The organism is Pseudomonas sp. M20 (assembly GCF_045037865.1).
Taxonomy (GTDB): Bacteria; Pseudomonadota; Gammaproteobacteria; order Pseudomonadales; family Pseudomonadaceae; genus Aquipseudomonas.
On sequence record NZ_CP173611.1, the window covers coordinates 454,730 to 472,017 of the forward strand.

Annotated in this window: 9 protein-coding genes; 3 read left to right on the forward strand and 6 right to left on the reverse strand. The window is 58.2% G+C overall.

Annotated features, from left to right (window positions below; all coding sequences use genetic code 11):
* Positions 1-4,098 (forward strand): neuraminidase-like domain-containing protein, encoded by a 4,098-nt coding sequence (locus tag ACI514_RS01955; RefSeq protein ID WP_160059198.1) that lies wholly within the window; start codon positions 1-3, stop codon positions 4,096-4,098.
* Positions 4,091-8,779 (forward strand): Ig-like domain-containing protein, encoded by a 4,689-nt coding sequence (locus tag ACI514_RS01960; RefSeq protein ID WP_405122989.1) that lies wholly within the window; start codon positions 4,091-4,093, stop codon positions 8,777-8,779. The genes ACI514_RS01955 and ACI514_RS01960 overlap by 8 nt, the downstream gene beginning before the upstream one ends.
* Before the next feature lie 52 nt (positions 8,780-8,831).
* On the opposite strand, the gene ACI514_RS01965 is transcribed toward ACI514_RS01960, so the two are convergent.
* Genes ACI514_RS01965 through ACI514_RS01990 form a run of 6 tightly spaced genes read right to left on the reverse strand, consistent with a single transcriptional unit; the run spans position 8,832 to position 15,613 of the window.
* Positions 8,832-10,163, reverse strand: a complete 1,332-nt coding sequence (locus tag ACI514_RS01965; protein WP_405122990.1) for a DUF58 domain-containing protein — start codon at positions 10,161-10,163, stop codon at positions 8,832-8,834.
* A 58-nt stretch (positions 10,164-10,221) separates the two neighbouring features.
* Positions 10,222-11,223 (reverse strand): MoxR family ATPase, encoded by a 1,002-nt coding sequence (locus ACI514_RS01970; protein WP_160059195.1) that lies wholly within the window; start codon positions 11,221-11,223, stop codon positions 10,222-10,224.
* Positions 11,220-12,368 (reverse strand): DUF4350 domain-containing protein, encoded by a 1,149-nt coding sequence (locus ACI514_RS01975; protein ID WP_174244525.1) that lies wholly within the window; start codon positions 12,366-12,368, stop codon positions 11,220-11,222. The genes ACI514_RS01970 and ACI514_RS01975 overlap by 4 nt, the downstream gene beginning before the upstream one ends.
* 11 nt (positions 12,369-12,379) lie before the next feature.
* On the reverse strand, positions 12,380-13,927 hold the full coding sequence (locus ACI514_RS01980) for a DUF4129 domain-containing protein (RefSeq protein ID WP_405122991.1): 1,548 nt from the start codon (positions 13,925-13,927) through the stop codon (positions 12,380-12,382).
* Entirely contained in the window at positions 13,914-14,891 is a 978-nt protein-coding gene (locus ACI514_RS01985; RefSeq protein ID WP_405122992.1) for a stage II sporulation protein M, read from the reverse strand. Before ACI514_RS01985 ends, ACI514_RS01980 begins: the two co-directional genes overlap by 14 nt.
* Positions 14,888-15,613, reverse strand: coding sequence for an RDD family protein (locus ACI514_RS01990; RefSeq protein WP_405122993.1), 726 nt, complete (start codon positions 15,611-15,613; stop codon positions 14,888-14,890). Before ACI514_RS01990 ends, ACI514_RS01985 begins: the two co-directional genes overlap by 4 nt.
* Positions 15,614-15,794: 181 nt before the next feature.
* Here ACI514_RS01990 and sbcB point away from each other — a divergent pair, with 181 nt between their 5' ends.
* Positions 15,795-17,225, forward strand: a complete 1,431-nt coding sequence (sbcB, locus tag ACI514_RS01995) for an exodeoxyribonuclease I (protein WP_160059190.1) — start codon at positions 15,795-15,797, stop codon at positions 17,223-17,225.
* Positions 17,226-17,288 lie beyond the last annotated feature (63 nt).

Here is a 17,288-nt window from a genome sequence, read left to right on the forward strand (position 1 = left end):
ATGGATTTGAACAGCACTGGTGATTTGCTGGAAAAACGTCGTTCGGCGTTGCTCGATTACTGCATTGGAAAGGTCAACAGGCAAAAGTACCCGTTCCTGAAAACGCCGGAAGATCTGTTTGAATTGCTGCGCATGGATCCACTGGACACTTATGCCAGGCAAAGCTCATGGGTCGCTGAAGCGATCAGTTGCGTGCAGCAGTACATAAATGCGGTGCATCGCAAACTGGAACCGGGCTTCACCAATTACCAAGTGCCCGCAGAGCATCTGGCGCAGTGGGACCTCTACAGCAACTATCCGGACTGGGCAGCAGTACAACTGATCAGCCTCTACCCGGAAAACTACATCACTCCGTTTGTCCGCCAGCGCAAGACCAGCCTGTTCAAAAACCTTGAAAACGACCTCAATCAAACGCGCTTGAGTGTGGATTCGGTTCAGGCAGCGATGCGCGGATATTTGCAAACGTTCGAGCAAACCTGCGATCTGGATGTTCTCAGTTGCTACATGGACGGAGATACGCCTGAACGTGCCGATTATTACTTCATCGGGCGCCAGCGTGTGCAACCGTGCCAGTACTTCTGGCGCAGGGCACAGATTGAGCTGACGCCGACCTGTACGGCGGTCAACCCGGCGGCGTGGAGCGAATGGCAAGCCATTGAGGTTCAGCCAGCCAATCGGGTTGTGGATATACGCCCGGTGTTCTGGAATGGCCGATTGTGTCTGGTCTGGGCGGAGTGGCGCGAGCCGGTCGCCGGTAAAGACAAGGAAGAGTCCATAGACGGCAAGCTGGATATCAATCTGGCTTTCATGACGCAGAACGGGCAATGGTCGGCACCCTTGATTGTGCACAGTTCCGCGTATTCAAGGAGTACTGATGAAGGGGACAGGTTTTCCTTTACTGCCATGGTGGCGACGGTGCGCACCGATTCTGTGGAACCCAAAGGGACGCTGGGCATCCTGTTCGAAGGGGTATATGGCCCTCATGAAGTGTCGGCGCGTACGGTTCACGACGTACTGATGCGCCCCGTGACATATGACGATGGCGCGTGGCTGGACAAGGCGAGGGAGACGCGCTTCAAGACTCCCGAGACCGTTCAGCATCGACTGCCCAGCCAAGTAGAAATTGTCAGCCGGGTAGAAGCAGGCGGTACGATGGCCGCGTTTCTGGGGTTGCACGTCACGGCACGACGTGAAGGTGAAGGTGCGGCGGGTCAAGATGTACTGGTGGTGCGGGGATTTTGTATGCCCACGGGCCAATCGGGTGACGCTAAGACGACCGTTAAATTGCAGTTGTTGAATAGAACAGATGATGATCCGCTGGACGTCGAGGCGTCTCTTGCTATTGCTGGTAACTGGTGCGTGGACGCCTCGAAGGAGTTCACTCGAGCGAAAGGAACCTGGTCGAAGGAAACCACGTTCGCTCTTGACGCCGGAGCGTACGGCATCAAGAAATTCACACTGAATGTTGCCAATCTGCTGGATTTCATCCCGCCCACTCTGGTGAAGAACACCGTCGATGCCGCCCAGTTTCTCTCATTCAACCAATCGTCGCTAAAGCTGCAATACACCCGCTTGAATTCGCAGATTGGTCCGGAACTGGTCTGGCGCGCCAATATCTCGGTGGAGGCGGTGTTGCACTGGGACACCCAGTTCATGCATGAACCGCCGCCGACAGGCAGTGATTTCATCGAGCCAAACGGTGCTTTTGATGGTGCCAACGGGCTGTTTTTCTGGGAATTGTTTGTTCATTTGCCGCACCTTGTGGCGACACGCCTGCGTGATGAGGAACGTTATCTTGAGGCGCAACAGTGGCTGCATTACATTTTTGACCCGCAGGCGATCAAAGAGGACGCCTCGCTGCCGGCTAAACCGCGCTATTGGCGCAGCCGACCCTTGGGGATGGATGAAGGCAATGCCGGCTGCGAAGCGCTGGCTCCGGCCGACCCGGATGCCATCGGCTATTCGAAGCCAGTGCACTTCAGAATACTGATGTTTACCGAGTACGTTAAAAATCTGATGGCGTGGGGGGATTGGTATTACCGCCAACTGACACGAGACAGCCTGGTGGCGGCCAAACTGTGTTACGTGCAGGCTGGCTTTCTGATGGGCAAGGCGCCCAATGCTCGGGCGGTGAGTCATTGGCAAACCGATACGGTCGGCAACCTGCTGTTGCAGTGTGGCACGCGTCCGGCTCTGGAAACATTCGAACAGACATTCAACTTCAGTCTGGCCGATGTTCCGTCCGGCTCAGATACTGCGCCGATGCTTGGGCTATTGGCCTGCAAGCCATTCAAAATTCCCATCAATCAATCGTTGCTCGACCTGTTTGCCGCGCCGCAGCAGCGCATTTTCAACATGCGTAACAACCTCTCGCTGGACGGCAAGCCTCTGGACATTCCCTTGTTCAGCCCTGCGACTGATCCGAATCAATTGCTGCGCGATCTCGCGGCGGCCGGTGCCGCCGGCCCGAGGCCTTTGGGAGGGCGGTTGGTGGTCAACGCATTCCGTTGGCGCGTGACATTCGAGGTTGCATTGCGAGCCGTGCAAGCACTGCAGGATTACGGTAGTCAGGTACTCAATCTGCTTGAGCGTCGCGACCGCGCCGAGCAGGAAGAACTGCAGCAAAACCATCTGGTGGAACTGGGCAGCTACGCACAGACAGTACAAGAGCAATCCATCGCCCAGTTGGAGGCGAGCGTAACGGCTCTCGAGCAGAGTCGTACGGTGGCACAGGAGCGTGCTGATGTGTATGCACAGCGCTTTGTCGAACACGTGTCGCCAGTTGAATATGAGGTCATGGCCAGCCTGAATCAGTCGAAGGTATTGGCGTTGACCGCAAAGGTCATCAAGCCTGTAGGGGCAGTTCTGGCGTCGTTTCCAAACGTTTTTGGCCTGGCCAACGGCGGCCATCGTGTTGAAAAAATCACCGATGCCGTGTGTTTCGGGCTGGAAATCGCCTCGTCGCTGTTGCAAATCGATGCCGATAAACAGTCAACCACTGAAGGCTATCGCCGTCGCCGAGATGAATGGAGGTTGCAACGCGATCAGGCGCTGGCGGAGGTCAGTGCGATCAACGCACAAATCGAGGCGCAACGGCATGCGGTGGCGGCTGCCCTCGCCAACCTGGCGCAAACGCTGCGGGCCAACGGCCAGGCATTGGAGGTGTACAACTTTCTGCAAAAACGTGCGACCAATGCTGAGCTGTACGGCTGGATGATCGGTCAGCTCAAGGCGTTGCATTACCAGGCCTACGATGCGGTGCTCAGTTTGTGCTTCAGTGCCCAGGCGTCTTTGAGTGCCGAAACCGGCGATTACGAAACACAGTTGCCGTTGCAGCAGTTCTGGCTGGATCAGCGTCATGGGTTGACGGCTGGCGAGCATTTGCGTGCGTACCTCCTGCGTATGGAAAGAGAGTACCTGCAACGCAATGAGCGACGGTTGGAACTTGTCAAGACCGTTTCGTTGCGCCAATTGTTCGATGATGAAATTGACCCTCAGCCGGGTATTGGTAGCTGGACGGATGCGTTGACGGATCTGCAAACCAATGGCTCGCTGGAATTCAAACTCACACAGTTGCTGTTCGACCGCGATCACCCTGGACATTACTGCCGACAGATCAGCGCGGTGGAGATTGATCTGCCGGTTCTTACCGGGCCTCACGAGGATGTGCACGCCTCTGTGGTTCAGCTCGGTAGCATGACGGCCACCAAGGCAACGTCGCAGTCGGTCAAGTACTTGCATAACGTTGAGGGGGGTGGGGCTCCTGTCGAGGTGCAATTCAACCTGCGCAGCGGTCAACAGATCGTCCTTTCCAAGGGCATTGCCGACAATGGTCTGACGGCGATGAAGCCTGATGAGGGCTTGCTCAATCCGTTCGAAAATACTGGTGCGGTTTCCAACTGGAGATTGAGTTTCCCTTGGGCCGCGCAAGATTCCCAGGCGGCAATGCTGCGCTCTCTGTCGGACGTCGTGGTGCGCGTCTACTACACGGCCAAGGCGGGTGACCCGGCCTTCGGGCGGCACGTGGAAGACTTGGTCACCACGGCTAAAAAAGCGCGTGCAAAGCGTCAACGTCAAGGAGCGAGCCGCCATGAGTAAACCAGGGATTTACGCCAACGAAAGTCTGATTCGAAACGGTGAGTTTCTTCAAGGACTGACTCATTGGAATACGTCGGGGGCAGCTGCCAAAGAGGCAGAGTTGTGGCAAGGGTTCCTGACCCCCTTTTTGTCGATCAAGAATGGTGGCCGGGCAAGTCAGCAATTGCGGATACCGCAGAATCCCGGTGAAGACGCGCGTTATACGTTGAGTTTCATGTGCGAAACGAGACACGAAAAATCGGGCTGGGTGCGCATCTGCAAGGGTGAGGAGGAATTGCACCGGGTCGAACTCAAACCACACAGCCCGCTTGGTCACGCACAAGGTCAGACCCATTGCGAAGCCGGGCAACCATTGGCGCTGGACCTGAAACCATACAATTTGCCTCTGGGGGGGGCGTTCGCTCGTGATGACACGCTGCGTATCGAGATTCACAGCCCGCTAAATGACGCGAATGATCGTTACTCAAAAATCTGCATCACCCAACTGGACATCCAACTGCAACTGGATGATTTGAAGCTGCAAGCGGTGCAACTGGATCAAGAACGCCTGACGTCAGAGCAAAAGGTGTATCTGTGTGTGGGGGCATCGTCGGCAATGGATCAAAACCAATTGCCGATGCTCATGCCTCACCAGTTGTCGTTTGAGCCCGAGCCAGGCAATGCATGGCTAGGTACCAAGGCTGCCTTGATCAGCACAGGCAATCCGCAGGAGGCGGTCGTCGTGAAGCCCGATTGGGGCGTCGATCAACTTTTGACATCAGCGTGGTCGATTGATGTTCCGATGATCAATGTTCCACTGCCCTACGAGTTTTCGCTGAGCTTGCAGAACCAGTACCGCGCAGAAGCCTTTCCGATCTGCCTATCACTGGGGCATCACCGTTTGGTCTTCAGGGAGAAACTCGAAGCGGCGTATTACCCGGTGCTGGAATTTGAACAACGTGTGCGACTGGGCGTGCAGGTTATTTCTTACTACACCTCCCAGTCCATCGAGGGCTGCACGGTGAACTGGTCGCTGGCGGGGGGCAGAGTGACAGCTGCGTCCAATACCGATGAACAGGGCTGGGCTTACTACGACTTCGAGCCGAAGGAGGCGGGGGAGGCGGTTATCGAAGCGTCGGTCGAAAGCCTTTATTACGCCAGTGGAGTATGGACTGAAAATTTCAATGTGCCGGTATTGGCCCACGACCCATGGAAAGATCTGCGCGCCGTGGTCGAAGGTAAAGAGACGGCCTGGGATGCGCAAGGTTATCCGAATCGTGGAAGCTCTCATGAGCTGCGGGTGCGCCTGCCGCTACCGTCTGACAGTCCATTGTCGGAAAGCGGGTTTTCTTTGCGCTGGATTGGCGAAAGCCCTGAGCAACTGGGTGTCGATGTCACGCCTGCGCTTGAGGTTCCGGTAGAACGCACTGGCGCTGATATGGTCTGGACCCTGAGCAGTGAAGATAAGCGCGACGGTTCCTTCAAGCTGTTTCTGGTCTGTTCGAAACTGTTGTTGCCGTCACCCGCCAAACCGATGTCGCTGGCGCGTAATCGGGTCAGGGTGGGCGAGGTGCGCGAAGCCAACAAGTTCCCGGTCGTGGACGAAGCCGAAAGTGTGTTGCTACGGCTGCAGGCCGTGCATGAGACGGTCAGTGGTGACGGTGATCCGGTCAGCAACGCCTTGGTCGAATGGAGCATTCCGGATGGTGAACCGGTACGCGATGTAACCGGATCCGGTGGTTGGGCGAGTTTGCTGTATACGCCAAAGACCGCTGGCGAACTGACTGTCAAAGCTGTTCTCAGGGCCCATGATGATGATGCGGCATCGATTGAGCACTACTTCAGCGTCTCGGCCATCGCCACGAGCCCTTGGAAAAGCCAGGTCAGCATCTGGATCGACGACACCGATGTTCAAGGCAATCCACTTGGTGTGCTTTGTCTGCGTGGAAAGACCCACACGCTGAAGGTCGTGCCCATTGCCGGCAGTGAGTGGCTTGACCAAAAAATAAGCCTGCACTGGCGGGGTGACAAGGATCCCGGTATCGGATTGAAACCCGCAGAGCTGACAGTGCCCAAACCGTTGATAGAGAGCGGAGTGCAGTGGGAGCTTGTTTCAGACAAAACCGATAGTCACAGCAGTTTGTTTGAGCTTGAACTGCGACTTGAAAATCTGTCGAGCGTACGCGAGTTGTCAGGACGCCTGCTCGCCGAGGACCTGAAGGAGGAAATAGCGCTGATGCTCGATCAGGTGCAGTCCTCGTTGGACGAGCGCAGTCTGTATCCCTGTCTCAAGGCTGTTCACCGCTTCAGGGTTTTACCCCATGCGCTGAGTCCTTTGGTCGGGCTCAAGGCATCGTTGATCTGGACGGGCGCATCCGCTGACTCATTGAATGCGAAGGTTGATCCGCGCTGGGATTATCCACAGACATTGAGCGACGGCGGTGCGACCTGGAAGCTGGACTTTGAAGGGAGCGAGAGGCCGGACGAATTTGCCCTCGCGCTGGTCTTGCCGCAGCTCCAATTCGAAGCGGTCGCCAAGCCGATGGTGCTGGACCACAACAAACTCAGGATTGAGGCGTGGCGTGAATCGGCGGTGGATCCGGTCATGAACCAGGATGCGGCGTGGATGTGGGTGCAGGTCTACTCGCATCACACTGAAAAGCCCGTTGATCAAGCGCCCGTAAGCTGGACAATCGATGCCGAACCGCGAGAAATCCACACCACGGTGGATGGCTGGAGCGGTTTCGAATTCAAGCCGCAAAAAGCCGGCGAACAGTTGGTGATCGCGACCGTACTCAGTCGCTTTGACGGCTTTGAAGAGCGTCGTCCGATGACGGTCAACGCGCTGGCAAGCGATCCCTGGGATGGGCTGATGGTGAGTTTCGACCTTCAGGACGAACAGCCAGTGGGTACGCAAACGTTCTTCCCCCGGCACAATCTCCAGCATGTATTGAACGTCACCGCGCCGAGCAACAGTGCCTTGGTGGACAAGTATCTGACGTTGGCAATGACGGGCCCCGGGCCGGCAGCACTGGGCTTGCAGTTTGAGGAACCAAGGCTGGGTGATCCCCGACTTTTTTCAGAGCTTGGACAGACCTATGCGTTCAAGGCGAACGGCTCCACGGACGGAAGTTTTGGCTTGCGCTTTGCGTCCACTCGGCTGGCCCGCCTGTCCCCCATCATTGCAATGTCGCTGGGGCCGGGTGAACGCGTGCTGAAAATCGCTGAGCGCCAGCGCGTCAACCAGACATTGCTCTGGGGGGATGAGGTGTCGGAGCAAGTCGAAGTGGTATCGGTGATCAGCGGCAGGCCGATGGCCGGGGTGCCCGTGACGTGGCGCAGCCTGGATCTTGGCGAAGTGACAACCACCACCAATCGCTACGGTAGGGCGCGCGTGCGGTTTGTACCGACGACACCTGGTGCAGTGCAGTTGACGGCCACAGTGGGCGACAGCCTGTATTCAGAGTCAATTGCGTTGCCTTATTTCCTGCATCAACCACGGGAAATACAGTCACTGCAAAGTGCGGAACCCAGTGGGCATCCGGGACAGGAAGTTTCAGCATATGTGGTTGTGGTTTCCACGCAGACGGGTGAAGCGTTGCTTGGTGTCGAGGTGGAATATGAGTATCCGGGCATCAAGATTGCCTCGACGAAAACGGACGCTACCGGCAAAGCCGAAGTCAAGTTCAGGCTTCCTCCGGTCAGGGAGGGGTGGTTGCTCGCCACTGTCAAAGGTGGTTATGCCGGATGGGAGGTCAAATCGATAATGTTTACCGCGATTCCAAACTCGGATACCTGGCAGCAGGAGTTCACGCTTTGGCTTAATGACGAAGAGGTGGATCTTGTTGATGGAAAGTTGGTTCTGTCACGCGCCTTGGCCTATGACCTGGAATTAAGGGTCAGGAAGCATAGCTGGTTGATTGGTTGGGCGAGTGTGGCTCTGGAAGACTTCACCGGAGCAGAGGCGCTGGGGTTGAAGTTTGATCCTGAACTGGAAACCCTATATCCGGTGGATGGCAAACCTGTTCATTGGTCCGTATCTGCTGCCACTAGCGGGCCGAATGGCGAATTTACGTTGAAATTGTGCAGCCCCGATATACCTGATCGATTGTTGCCCGCTAAGTTGTTTGATGAATTCGACGTACAGTTCGACAGCTTCCCGAAATTTTTTGGTCACGGCACTTCGTACCCCTGCCTTGGAGCGTTACACGTCTTCAAACTGCGGGCCAAACCTGACAGTTCTTTGTTGGGTGGCTTTGTCAAGTTGGAGTGGGAAGGAGAAAGTCTTGGTGTTCAAGTAATGCCCGCGCTTGATGAGGAGCAACAAGTTGATCTCGAATGGTTGTCTTGGACGCTGATCTGTCGTGGTATCACGGAGAGCGGAACAATTTCATTGAAGCTTAAAACCACACGCGGCGGCGATTGGGAATCTTTGCCATTCGCTATGTCACTGGGACATAACCTGGTAACTGCTGAGCGGTGGATGACGAGGCACAGTGAGACAAGGTTTGAGTGGGGAATTCGCGCGACCTCTCCGTTCTCGAGTAACCCCGCTCCAAACGTTGTGGTTATGGTGAGCGGAGTGGGGGTAACGCCTTACCCTGTTAAAACGAATGAAGCGGGGGAGTTCGTTATTTTTAACTCCGGCGCGTCGCTCGGTCTGACAATCCAGAATCCTTATGATGGGAGCGTTGTTCCATAGCACCTTCTCTTACAGGCATTTACGCCCTTTTTAAAAAAAGGGCGTTTTTCCATCAATAGCAGCCAGCCTTCTTCCAGCTCAAATATTGCGTCACCAGTTCGGCCCCCAACTCCGCCGGCCGAACATCCACCACCGGAACCCCATGAACACTCAAGCGCTCATGGAGTTCTGCCCGTTCGTTCAGGTAATTCACCGTCCCGCAATAAGCTAGCGCTTCGGGCAAGTTTTGCACCGCTCTTTGGCGTATCGAATCCAGCGCCTCTTCGCGCAGGCTCGCCACCAGCACCCGGTGTTGCGCGCTCAGGCGTTTGACCGCATTCAGCAGCTCATCGTCGTCTTCATCACGTAGATTGGTCACCAGCACCACCAGCGCCCGGCGCTTTTGTCTGGCCAGCAGTTGATTGACGGCCGCCTGGTAATCGGCGGGGCGCTGGGTACTGCCCAGGTCATAAACGGCGTTGAGCAATACGTTCAGTTGCCCGCTTCCTTTGACCGGCGCCAGATAACGCGGCTGATCACCTGCAAATGTACTCAAACCCACCGCATCACCTTGGCGCAGAGCCACGTAACTGAGCAGCAGACAGGCATTGAGTGCGTGGTCGAAGTGCGACAGTTCATCATCCTGGCTGCGCATGCGGCGGCCGCAGTCGAGCATGAAAATGATCTGCTGATCGCGCTCGTCCTGATACTCGCGGGCAATCGGTGTGCGCTGGCGCGCGGTGGCTTTCCAGTCGATCTGGCGCAGGCTGTCGCCTTCACGGAATTCGCGCAGTTGATGGAATTCCAGACCCTGACCGCGACGTTGCCGTTGGCGTACGCCGAGTTGACTGAGCCAGTTGTCCACTGCCAAGAGTTCACCGCCGTAGAGACGGGCGAAGTCGGGATAAACGCGGGTCTGGTCGCTGACATTGAGCCGGCGTCTGCCAGACCATAATCCCAAAGGGCTAGGCAGGCTGACTTCGCAATATTCGAAGCTGAAATGACCGCGCTTGAGCGGGCGCAGCCGATAACCGAGCAGGCTGCGCTGGCCCGGTTGCAATTCAGTCGACAGCGGCAGGTTTTCGAAGCTCAACCCTTCTGGCGGGTGGTCGAACAGTTCAATGTGCATCGGCTCGCTCAAGTCATGTTCGACTTCCAGACGCACTTCACCCCAACGGCCGAGTGCCAGACTGCCGGGCATCTGTCGAGTGACGCGTGGCGTCGGCAGACGTTTGAGGCGCAGCGCATCCAGTATCGCCAGGGCCAACAGTGCCAGCAGCAAACCCCAGTTGATCGAGATCAGGCTCGCCGGGATCTCGATCTCCAGTGCGCGCAACGTGCCCAGCACAATGCCGATGGCCAGCAACAAGGCCAGCCAGATCAACAGCAGTTTCGACGGCTTCATGCCTTCACTCCGTGTAGGAGCTGCCGAAGGCTGCGATCTTTTTGGCTCATCCCGAATTTCACAGACGCGGCGCCGGAATCTGCTCAAGCAGTTGCTGGAGCACTTGATCGACCTGCAGGCCTTCGATATCCAGCTCCGGGGCAATGCGCACCCGATGACGCAGCACCGCCAGTGCGCAACCCTTGATGTCGTCGGGAATCACGAACTCACCGCCACGCAGCAAGGCGCGTGCACGGGCACAGCGTACCAACGCAATCGAGGCGCGTGGCCCGGCGCCAAGGATCAGGCCTGGCCAGGTGCGCGTGCTGCGCGCCAGGCGCACGGCGTAATCGAGCACCTGGTCGTCCAGTGGCAAATCACTGGCGATGCGTTGCAAGGCTTGCACATCCTTGGCTTGCAATACGGTGCGCAGCGGTTGCACATCGAGCATGTCGGCACGGGTCGAGCGACACACCTGACGCACCATGTGCAGCTCTTGTTCGGCATCGGGATAGTCCATGCGCACCTTGAGCATGAAGCGATCGAGCTCGGCTTCCGGCAGGGGATAGGTGCCTTCCTGTTCGATCGGGTTCTGTGTGGCCAAAACCATGAACGGTTGCGCGATCGGCAGGGCGCGACCTTCGAGCGTGACCTGACGCTCCTGCATCGCTTCGAGCAGGGCGGCCTGGGTTTTCGCCGGGGCGCGGTTGATCTCGTCGGCCAGCAACAGGTTGGTGAACAGCGGGCCTTTGCGCAGCTTGAACTGCTCGGTTTGCAGGTCGTAAACCGCGTGACCGGTGACGTCGCTGGGCATCAGGTCCGGGGTGAATTGAATCCGCGCGAATTCGCCACCGAAGCAACGGGCCAGTGCCCGCACCAGCAGGGTTTTGCCCAGCCCTGGCACGCCTTCGAGCAGCACGTGGCCACCGGCGATGAGCGCTGTCAGCACATCATCAATCACCTGATTCTGGCCGATCAGGGCCTTCTGCAATTCTCCGCGCACCGCTTGCGCCAACTGGCTGGCACGCTGGCGTTGCTGGGCGGCGTGGCTGGCGCTGCCGGGCTCGATCTGTTCAGTCATAGCGTGTTCCTCAGGGTTTGCAGGTGGGCGACCTGGCGGCAGAATTCGGCGCTGGATAGCTGCCGGTTCGGCACCGGGCTCAGGGCCTGGCTGATTGAGCGGGTGGGTTGCCGGGTCAGGCGCGACAATGCCAGCCATTGTTCGGCAACGTTCAATCGATCAAAGCCAGGGTGCCGGCGACGGGCGCGGCGCAGCACATCTTGTTGCAGGGCTTGCAGCAGGGCTTGCTGGCCGTTGTGGCGCAACAGGAAATCGGCGCTGGCGCGCAGGTGTTCCTGCAACTGTCGCCGCCCGCTCGGGGCCGGCGTCTGAAGCGGACCGTGACGCAGACTGATATGCCACAGCCACAGGCCGATCAATGCGAGCAGGGCGACGATGGCTTGCGGGAAGTAGCGCCAGAGCAAGGTCAGCAGGCCGTCGTGCTCGGTGTTGTAGATCAACGTGACGTCGGTGTCGGCGCTCAGGTACCAGAGCAGCCAGGCGTTGTCGTATTGGCTGATGGTCTTGTTTTTCCACAACTCGGCGTCGGTGACCACGGTGATCGTGCCCGGGCTGTAGGGCAGCTGCATCATGTGCGTGGCCTTGGCACTGTTGGCCCAGGCTTGCGCCAGATTTTTCGGGTCTTCGAGGTGGAAGTCGGTGTCGAAGCCGGCGTAGGCCGGTGCGTCTTCGTCTTCCAGATAAAGTTTGGTCAGTTTCGGGAAGCGCTCTGGTTCAGCGTCTGCGGGTAAGTCTTTCAGATCCTTGCTCAGGGATTGATGCAGTTGCACCCGGTCGAGCAAAAGGTCATTGCTCTGTTTCGTCTGCTCATCCCACAGCGATTCGGCGACGAACACCAGTCGCCCGCCGGCGCGTGCCCAGTTCAACACCTGATCGACCTGACGCGGGGTCATGCGTGAGCGGTCGTTGAACAGCAGAAGTGTGTGGCGGCGCGGGTCGATATCGGGGAGCACCGCGAGGCTTTCGGCATGGCTGACGTTGAGACCGCGCTCACGTAAAAACAGCTCGGCCGCCAGATAAGGATTGGCTTGCGCGGCGGGCGAGGGGCCGTGATCGATTTCCTCCTGATAAGGCTTGGCTTTGACGTAGAGGAAAACGCTCAACGTGCCTAGCAACAGGGCGATCAACGCCGCGACCCAGCACATTGTGCGGCGACTCAACGGGCAGCTCCCTGGCCGAACAAGCCGCGCCAGCCATCGCACAACTCTTGTTGCACAACCGCCGCCGGTACGTGATGCCCGTAGGCCATGTTTTGCCAGTGTGCGGTCAGACTGCGGCTGAAGGCGAGCAGTTCGGGACGCTGTAATTTCTCGATGTGCGCCAGCACCTGAAGTTCGGTGTCGGCGGGTTTCAGGGGTAGATCGAAATCGTGGAGCAGATGGCTGAGCAATCCTCGATACAGCAAGCCCAGCGCTGCACGGGGCTGGCTTTGCCAGAGTTGTTCGGCGCTGCTGGCGATGTCTTCAGGCAAGGTGTCGCGGTTCAAATCCAGACCGAAGGCCTGCTGCGGCAACGCGCCTTTCGCCTTGGCAGGGAGTTTCGGACGGCGGCTGACGAAGGTTTGCAGAAACTCGCGATAGCGCCAGATCACCCAGCCGAGCGTAGCGACAAGCGCGCCCCACAACAGGACTTCAATGATCTTCGCCAGTACGTTCAAGTGTTGTCCGTCGAGCCAGCCCAAAAGGGTTTTCAGCCACTGCGGAGCTTCGCCGGGCTGCTGCGCTTTGGCGGCTGCTGCGGGGTCTTCACCAAAGCGATAGCGGGTGACGGATTCCTTGTTCTTGAACGGCGGCTGTTCGAGTAACGCCTTGATGCTGTCTCGAGATGCCTGACTGGTGAGCGGCTGATTCAACAATCGCGGTGCCTGTGGACTGTCATCAGGCTCGGCTGCCCACGCCGAAGGTACATGCGGCAGCAGCAGACAGACCGCCAGCAGCAATCCCAATACACCGTTGTTCAGGCGCTGTCGCAAGCGGCGGAACACCAACTCGATGTCCCACGCTTCCAGTTGTGTGCGGCGGTTCAGATAAAGGCTGAAACCGCAGGCGACATAGATCGGCTCCCACACCACCAGCACCAGCGCATAGAAAACATTGGTCAGGTGTTCGAGCCAGCGCCAATCGTGATCCGCCGCGAAAATCAGCGACTGCCAGTCCCAGTCCGTCTCGATCTGTTGTGGCAGCAACATATAGAACAGCACCATCAGACCGATCCACAACGCGGTCTCCAGATGCACGCCGATGAGGGTCAGCCATTGCGCAGAGCCGGCGTTGCGCTGCAGCAGCACTTGCAGGCGTTGTTGCCGGGCATTGCCGTCGAGACCTTCGAGTTGCACCACCGGCAATAGAAAGCTGCGGCTCAAACTCAGGCGGCGCCAGGTCAGGCTGGCCAGCAGTTGCGGTTTGAGCAGGCGCGGCCATTGGCGCAAGGCTTGTTCAAGGGGCGGCGTTTCGCCGAACAGCGCTTTCGACAGGATGTACAACGGCAGGCGTTCGTACGCCGGTTTCAGCCACCAGAAGATAAACACCGCCAGTGACGGTGAATCCCAGAACAACAGGCTGAGCAAAGCGAACAGCGGCAGCGTGACGATCGCCCAACTGGTCATCAGCAGGCGCCGATGTTGCTGGCTCATCAGCACGCCGAGGTCCATGGCTTCCCAGGTCGTGCGCGGACGGATCACCACGGTGGCGTCACTCAGGCGCATGGCGGGTCCTTCCGGCGAACAACAGATAGAGCGCGACCAATGCCCATAGCCCGGCGCCGACCAGGTATTTGGTCAGCGGCGTGACGCTGGTTTTCGATGACCAATAGGCTTCGATGAACGCGGCAATCAGCAGGAACAACATCACGCCGCACACCAGCAACACGCTTTTGCGCGCCGCCCTTTGTAGTGCTTCGCTGCGGGTCAGCCGTCCGGGGGCAACCAGGGCCCAGCCGAGCTCCAGGCCGGCCGCCCCGGCGAGGGCGATGGCGGTGAGTTCAAAGGCGCCATGGGCGATAACGAATGACCAGAAGGTCTGGCCGAAACCGATCTCGCTCAGGTGCCCGGCGACCGCGCCGATGACCATGCCGTTGTAGAACAGAAAGAACGCACTGCCCACGCCCATCAGCAAACCGCTGGCAAAGGTCTGAAAGGCGATGCCGATGTTGTGCATCACGTAGTAACCGAACATCACCCAGTCTTCGCTGGCCGCACGTTCGGCGGGGCGCCCGAGGTGGCCGGTGACCGGGTCGTACATGCCTTGCATCTCACGCACCTGATCGGCGGGGATCAGGTTGTAGACCAGTTCGGGAAACACAAACACCAACACGGCGACGCTGATCAGGCTGCCGAAGAACAGCAAACTTGCCACCAGCACAAACGGCCACTCTGCGCGTACCAGACGCGGAAAGTCGGCAAGGATGAAACTCAACAGGTTGGCGCCGAGGCGGCTGCGATGGCGATACAACTGCTGATGCCCGCGCAGCACGTGTTGTTGCAACGAATCAATGAGGAAACTGCTGTAGCCGCGCTCCTGGGCCAGTGCCAGATGTTGACAAAGACGTCGATAGGCCTTTGGGAAACCGGCGACCTGCGAGGTGTCCTTGCCGCGTTCAAGCCGTTCGAGGGCCAGCGCAAAACGCTCCCATTCGGCCTTGTGGCGACTTTCGAAAAGGCTTTGCTTCATGGCGGGCCCAACAAGCCGCGAGCGATGCCGTTGAGTTCAACGACTGCTTTGGGCGCGGAAATACGCAGTGGTTGGGCGAGCAGGGCTGCCAGCTCATTGACCCGAGCAGGCGATAATTCCCCTTGGCGCTCGGCAAAGCCAAGGACGGCGCGTTGTTCGTTGAGGGTGAGGGGCACGGGTGAGCGCCGCGGTTCGGCGTCAGGTAACTGTGGACGGCTGAGTGGGCGTTCGCTGTAGACCACCAGCGTACCGGCAGCGATGTCACCGAGGCGTTTGAATGTCGGGTGTTGCAGACAACTGAGGGTACCGAGAAAGTAGCCGAACGGCAGCAGATCGACAAAGCGCAGCAAGTTGCGCAACAGCGAGGCCGACCAGCCGATAGGTGTGCCGTCGTCGTGCACCACCCGCAGCCCCATCCATTGTTTGCCCGGCGAGCGGCCCTGACGCAGCACTTCGAACAGCACCATGTACCACCAACTGATGACAAACAGCAGCAGCGAACCAAGGCCCATGCCAAGCTTGCCGAGAAACGCCAGCGCGATGAACAGTACGCCCATGATCACGCCGCGAATGCCCAGATCAATCGCAAACGCAACGGCCCTGACCATCAGCCCGGCCGGTCGCAAGGGCAGGTCAATGCCTTCCGGCGTTTCGACCTGATGCCGCGTATCCAGCGGCGGGGCCAGCGGTGCTTTCCTTGGCGGTGCTGTGGGCTCGAGCATGGGCTACCTGATGTTCGCCTGTTCGGGGTGCAAGTGAGACCGATGCTAGCAGCCTCTCGGGGGAAAACGACATAACTATGTATTGCACAGCGATTGCCGCAAGGTGTTTGAATGTTTCCAGGCTGGCCGCGACGGCGGTCGAGCGCCTAGACTTCGCCGATCTTCAGTTCAGGAACCGCCCGTGACTTCAATCTTCTGGTACGACTACGAAACCACTGGGATCAATCCGCGCAACGACCGCCCGTTGCAGGTGGCCGGAATTCGCACCGACCATGCGCTCAACGAAATCGACGAGCCGGTCAATCTCTACTGCCAGCCCAGCGAAGACATCCTGCCGCACCCGGCGGCCTGCGCGATCACCGGCATTACTCCAAGCCAGCTCGCCGAAAAGGGTTTGAGCGAGGCGGATTTCATGACCCGGGTTCACGCTCAGTTGGCCGCCCCCGGCACCTGCGGCGCCGGTTACAACACCCTGCGTTTCGACGACGAGATGACCCGTTACAGCCTGTATCGCAACTTCTTCGACCCCTACGCCCGGGAGTGGCAGGGTGGCAACAGTCGCTGGGATCTGATCGATGTGGTACGCGCCGCCTATGCGTTGCGTCCTGACGGCCTGATCTGGCCGACCGATGACGAAGGCCGCGTGACGCTCAAGCTCGAACGCCTGACGGCGGCGAACAATATCGATCACGGGCATGCCCACGAAGCGCTGTCGGATGTGCGCGCGACCATCGCCCTGGCTCGGCTGATCCGCGAAAAACAGCCCAAACTGTATGACTGGCTGTTCCAGTTGCGCAGCAAGCAAAAGGTCATGGATCAGATTCGTCTGCTGCAGCCACTGGTGCATATTTCCGGACGTTTCTCGGCCGCGCGCAGTTATGTCGGTGTGGTGCTGCCATTAGCCTGGCATCCAAAAAACCGTAACGCCTTGATCGTCTGCGATCTGCACCTCGACCCGCAGGGGTTGCTGGATCTGGACGCGCAGACCCTGCGCCAGCGGTTGTACACGCGTCGTGATGATTTACTGGAAGGCGAGTTGCCGGTGCCGCTCAAGCTGATTCACATCAACCGTTGCCCGGTGGTGGCGCCGCTTGCGGTTTTGCGCACGCAAGATCAGCAACGGCTGGGGCTGGACATGTCGCTGTATCAACAGCGCGCACTGCGGCTAACTGACGCACAGCAAGTTTGGAAAGATAAAGTTGCAGAGATTTATGTCAGCGAAGATTTCATTCCGAGCGAGGATCCGGAACAACAGTTGTACGACGGATTTATCGGTGACCGCGACCGGCGTCTATGTGAGCAAGTGAGGAGCGCTGACCCGGCACAACTAGCGCAAGAGCAATGGCCTTTCGATGACGAACGTTTGCCAGAATTACTCTTTCGATATCGCGCACGTAACTTTCCCGAGACGTTGAATTTCGAAGAGCAAGAGCGCTGGAGAATATTTTGTCAGCAGCGCTTGTCCGCCCCTGAATACGGCGCACCGAATACCTTGAAATCTTTTAGCGAGGCGGCCGAGCAATGGTCGCTTAATGCCACGCCGATGCAGAGTGAAGTGCTCAATGAATGGAAGAATTATGTCCAGGCATTGCGCAAACGTTTGAATCTTTGAAATCGAACATGACCGGGCTTAAATGCCGGGCATAAAAAAACGCCAGCATTCGCTGGCGTTTGT

Excerpts from the sequence above, each read along its gene's own strand:
- ACI514_RS01955 (WP_160059198.1), top strand. The coding sequence starts at position 1 with ATGGATTTGAACAGCACTGGTGATTTGCTGGAAAAACGTCGTTCGGCG.
- ACI514_RS01960 (WP_405122989.1), top strand. The coding sequence starts at position 4,091 with ATGAGTAAACCAGGGATTTACGCCAACGAAAGTCTGATTCGAAACGGT.
- ACI514_RS01965 (WP_405122990.1), bottom strand. The coding sequence starts at position 10,163 with ATGAAGCCGTCGAAACTGCTGTTGATCTGGCTGGCCTTGTTGCTGGCC.
- ACI514_RS01970 (WP_160059195.1), bottom strand. The coding sequence starts at position 11,223 with ATGACTGAACAGATCGAGCCCGGCAGCGCCAGCCACGCCGCCCAGCAA.
- ACI514_RS01975 (WP_174244525.1), bottom strand. The coding sequence starts at position 12,368 with ATGTGCTGGGTCGCGGCGTTGATCGCCCTGTTGCTAGGCACGTTGAGC.
- ACI514_RS01980 (WP_405122991.1), bottom strand. The coding sequence starts at position 13,927 with ATGCGCCTGAGTGACGCCACCGTGGTGATCCGTCCGCGCACGACCTGG.
- ACI514_RS01985 (WP_405122992.1), bottom strand. The coding sequence starts at position 14,891 with ATGAAGCAAAGCCTTTTCGAAAGTCGCCACAAGGCCGAATGGGAGCGT.
- ACI514_RS01990 (WP_405122993.1), bottom strand. The coding sequence starts at position 15,613 with ATGCTCGAGCCCACAGCACCGCCAAGGAAAGCACCGCTGGCCCCGCCG.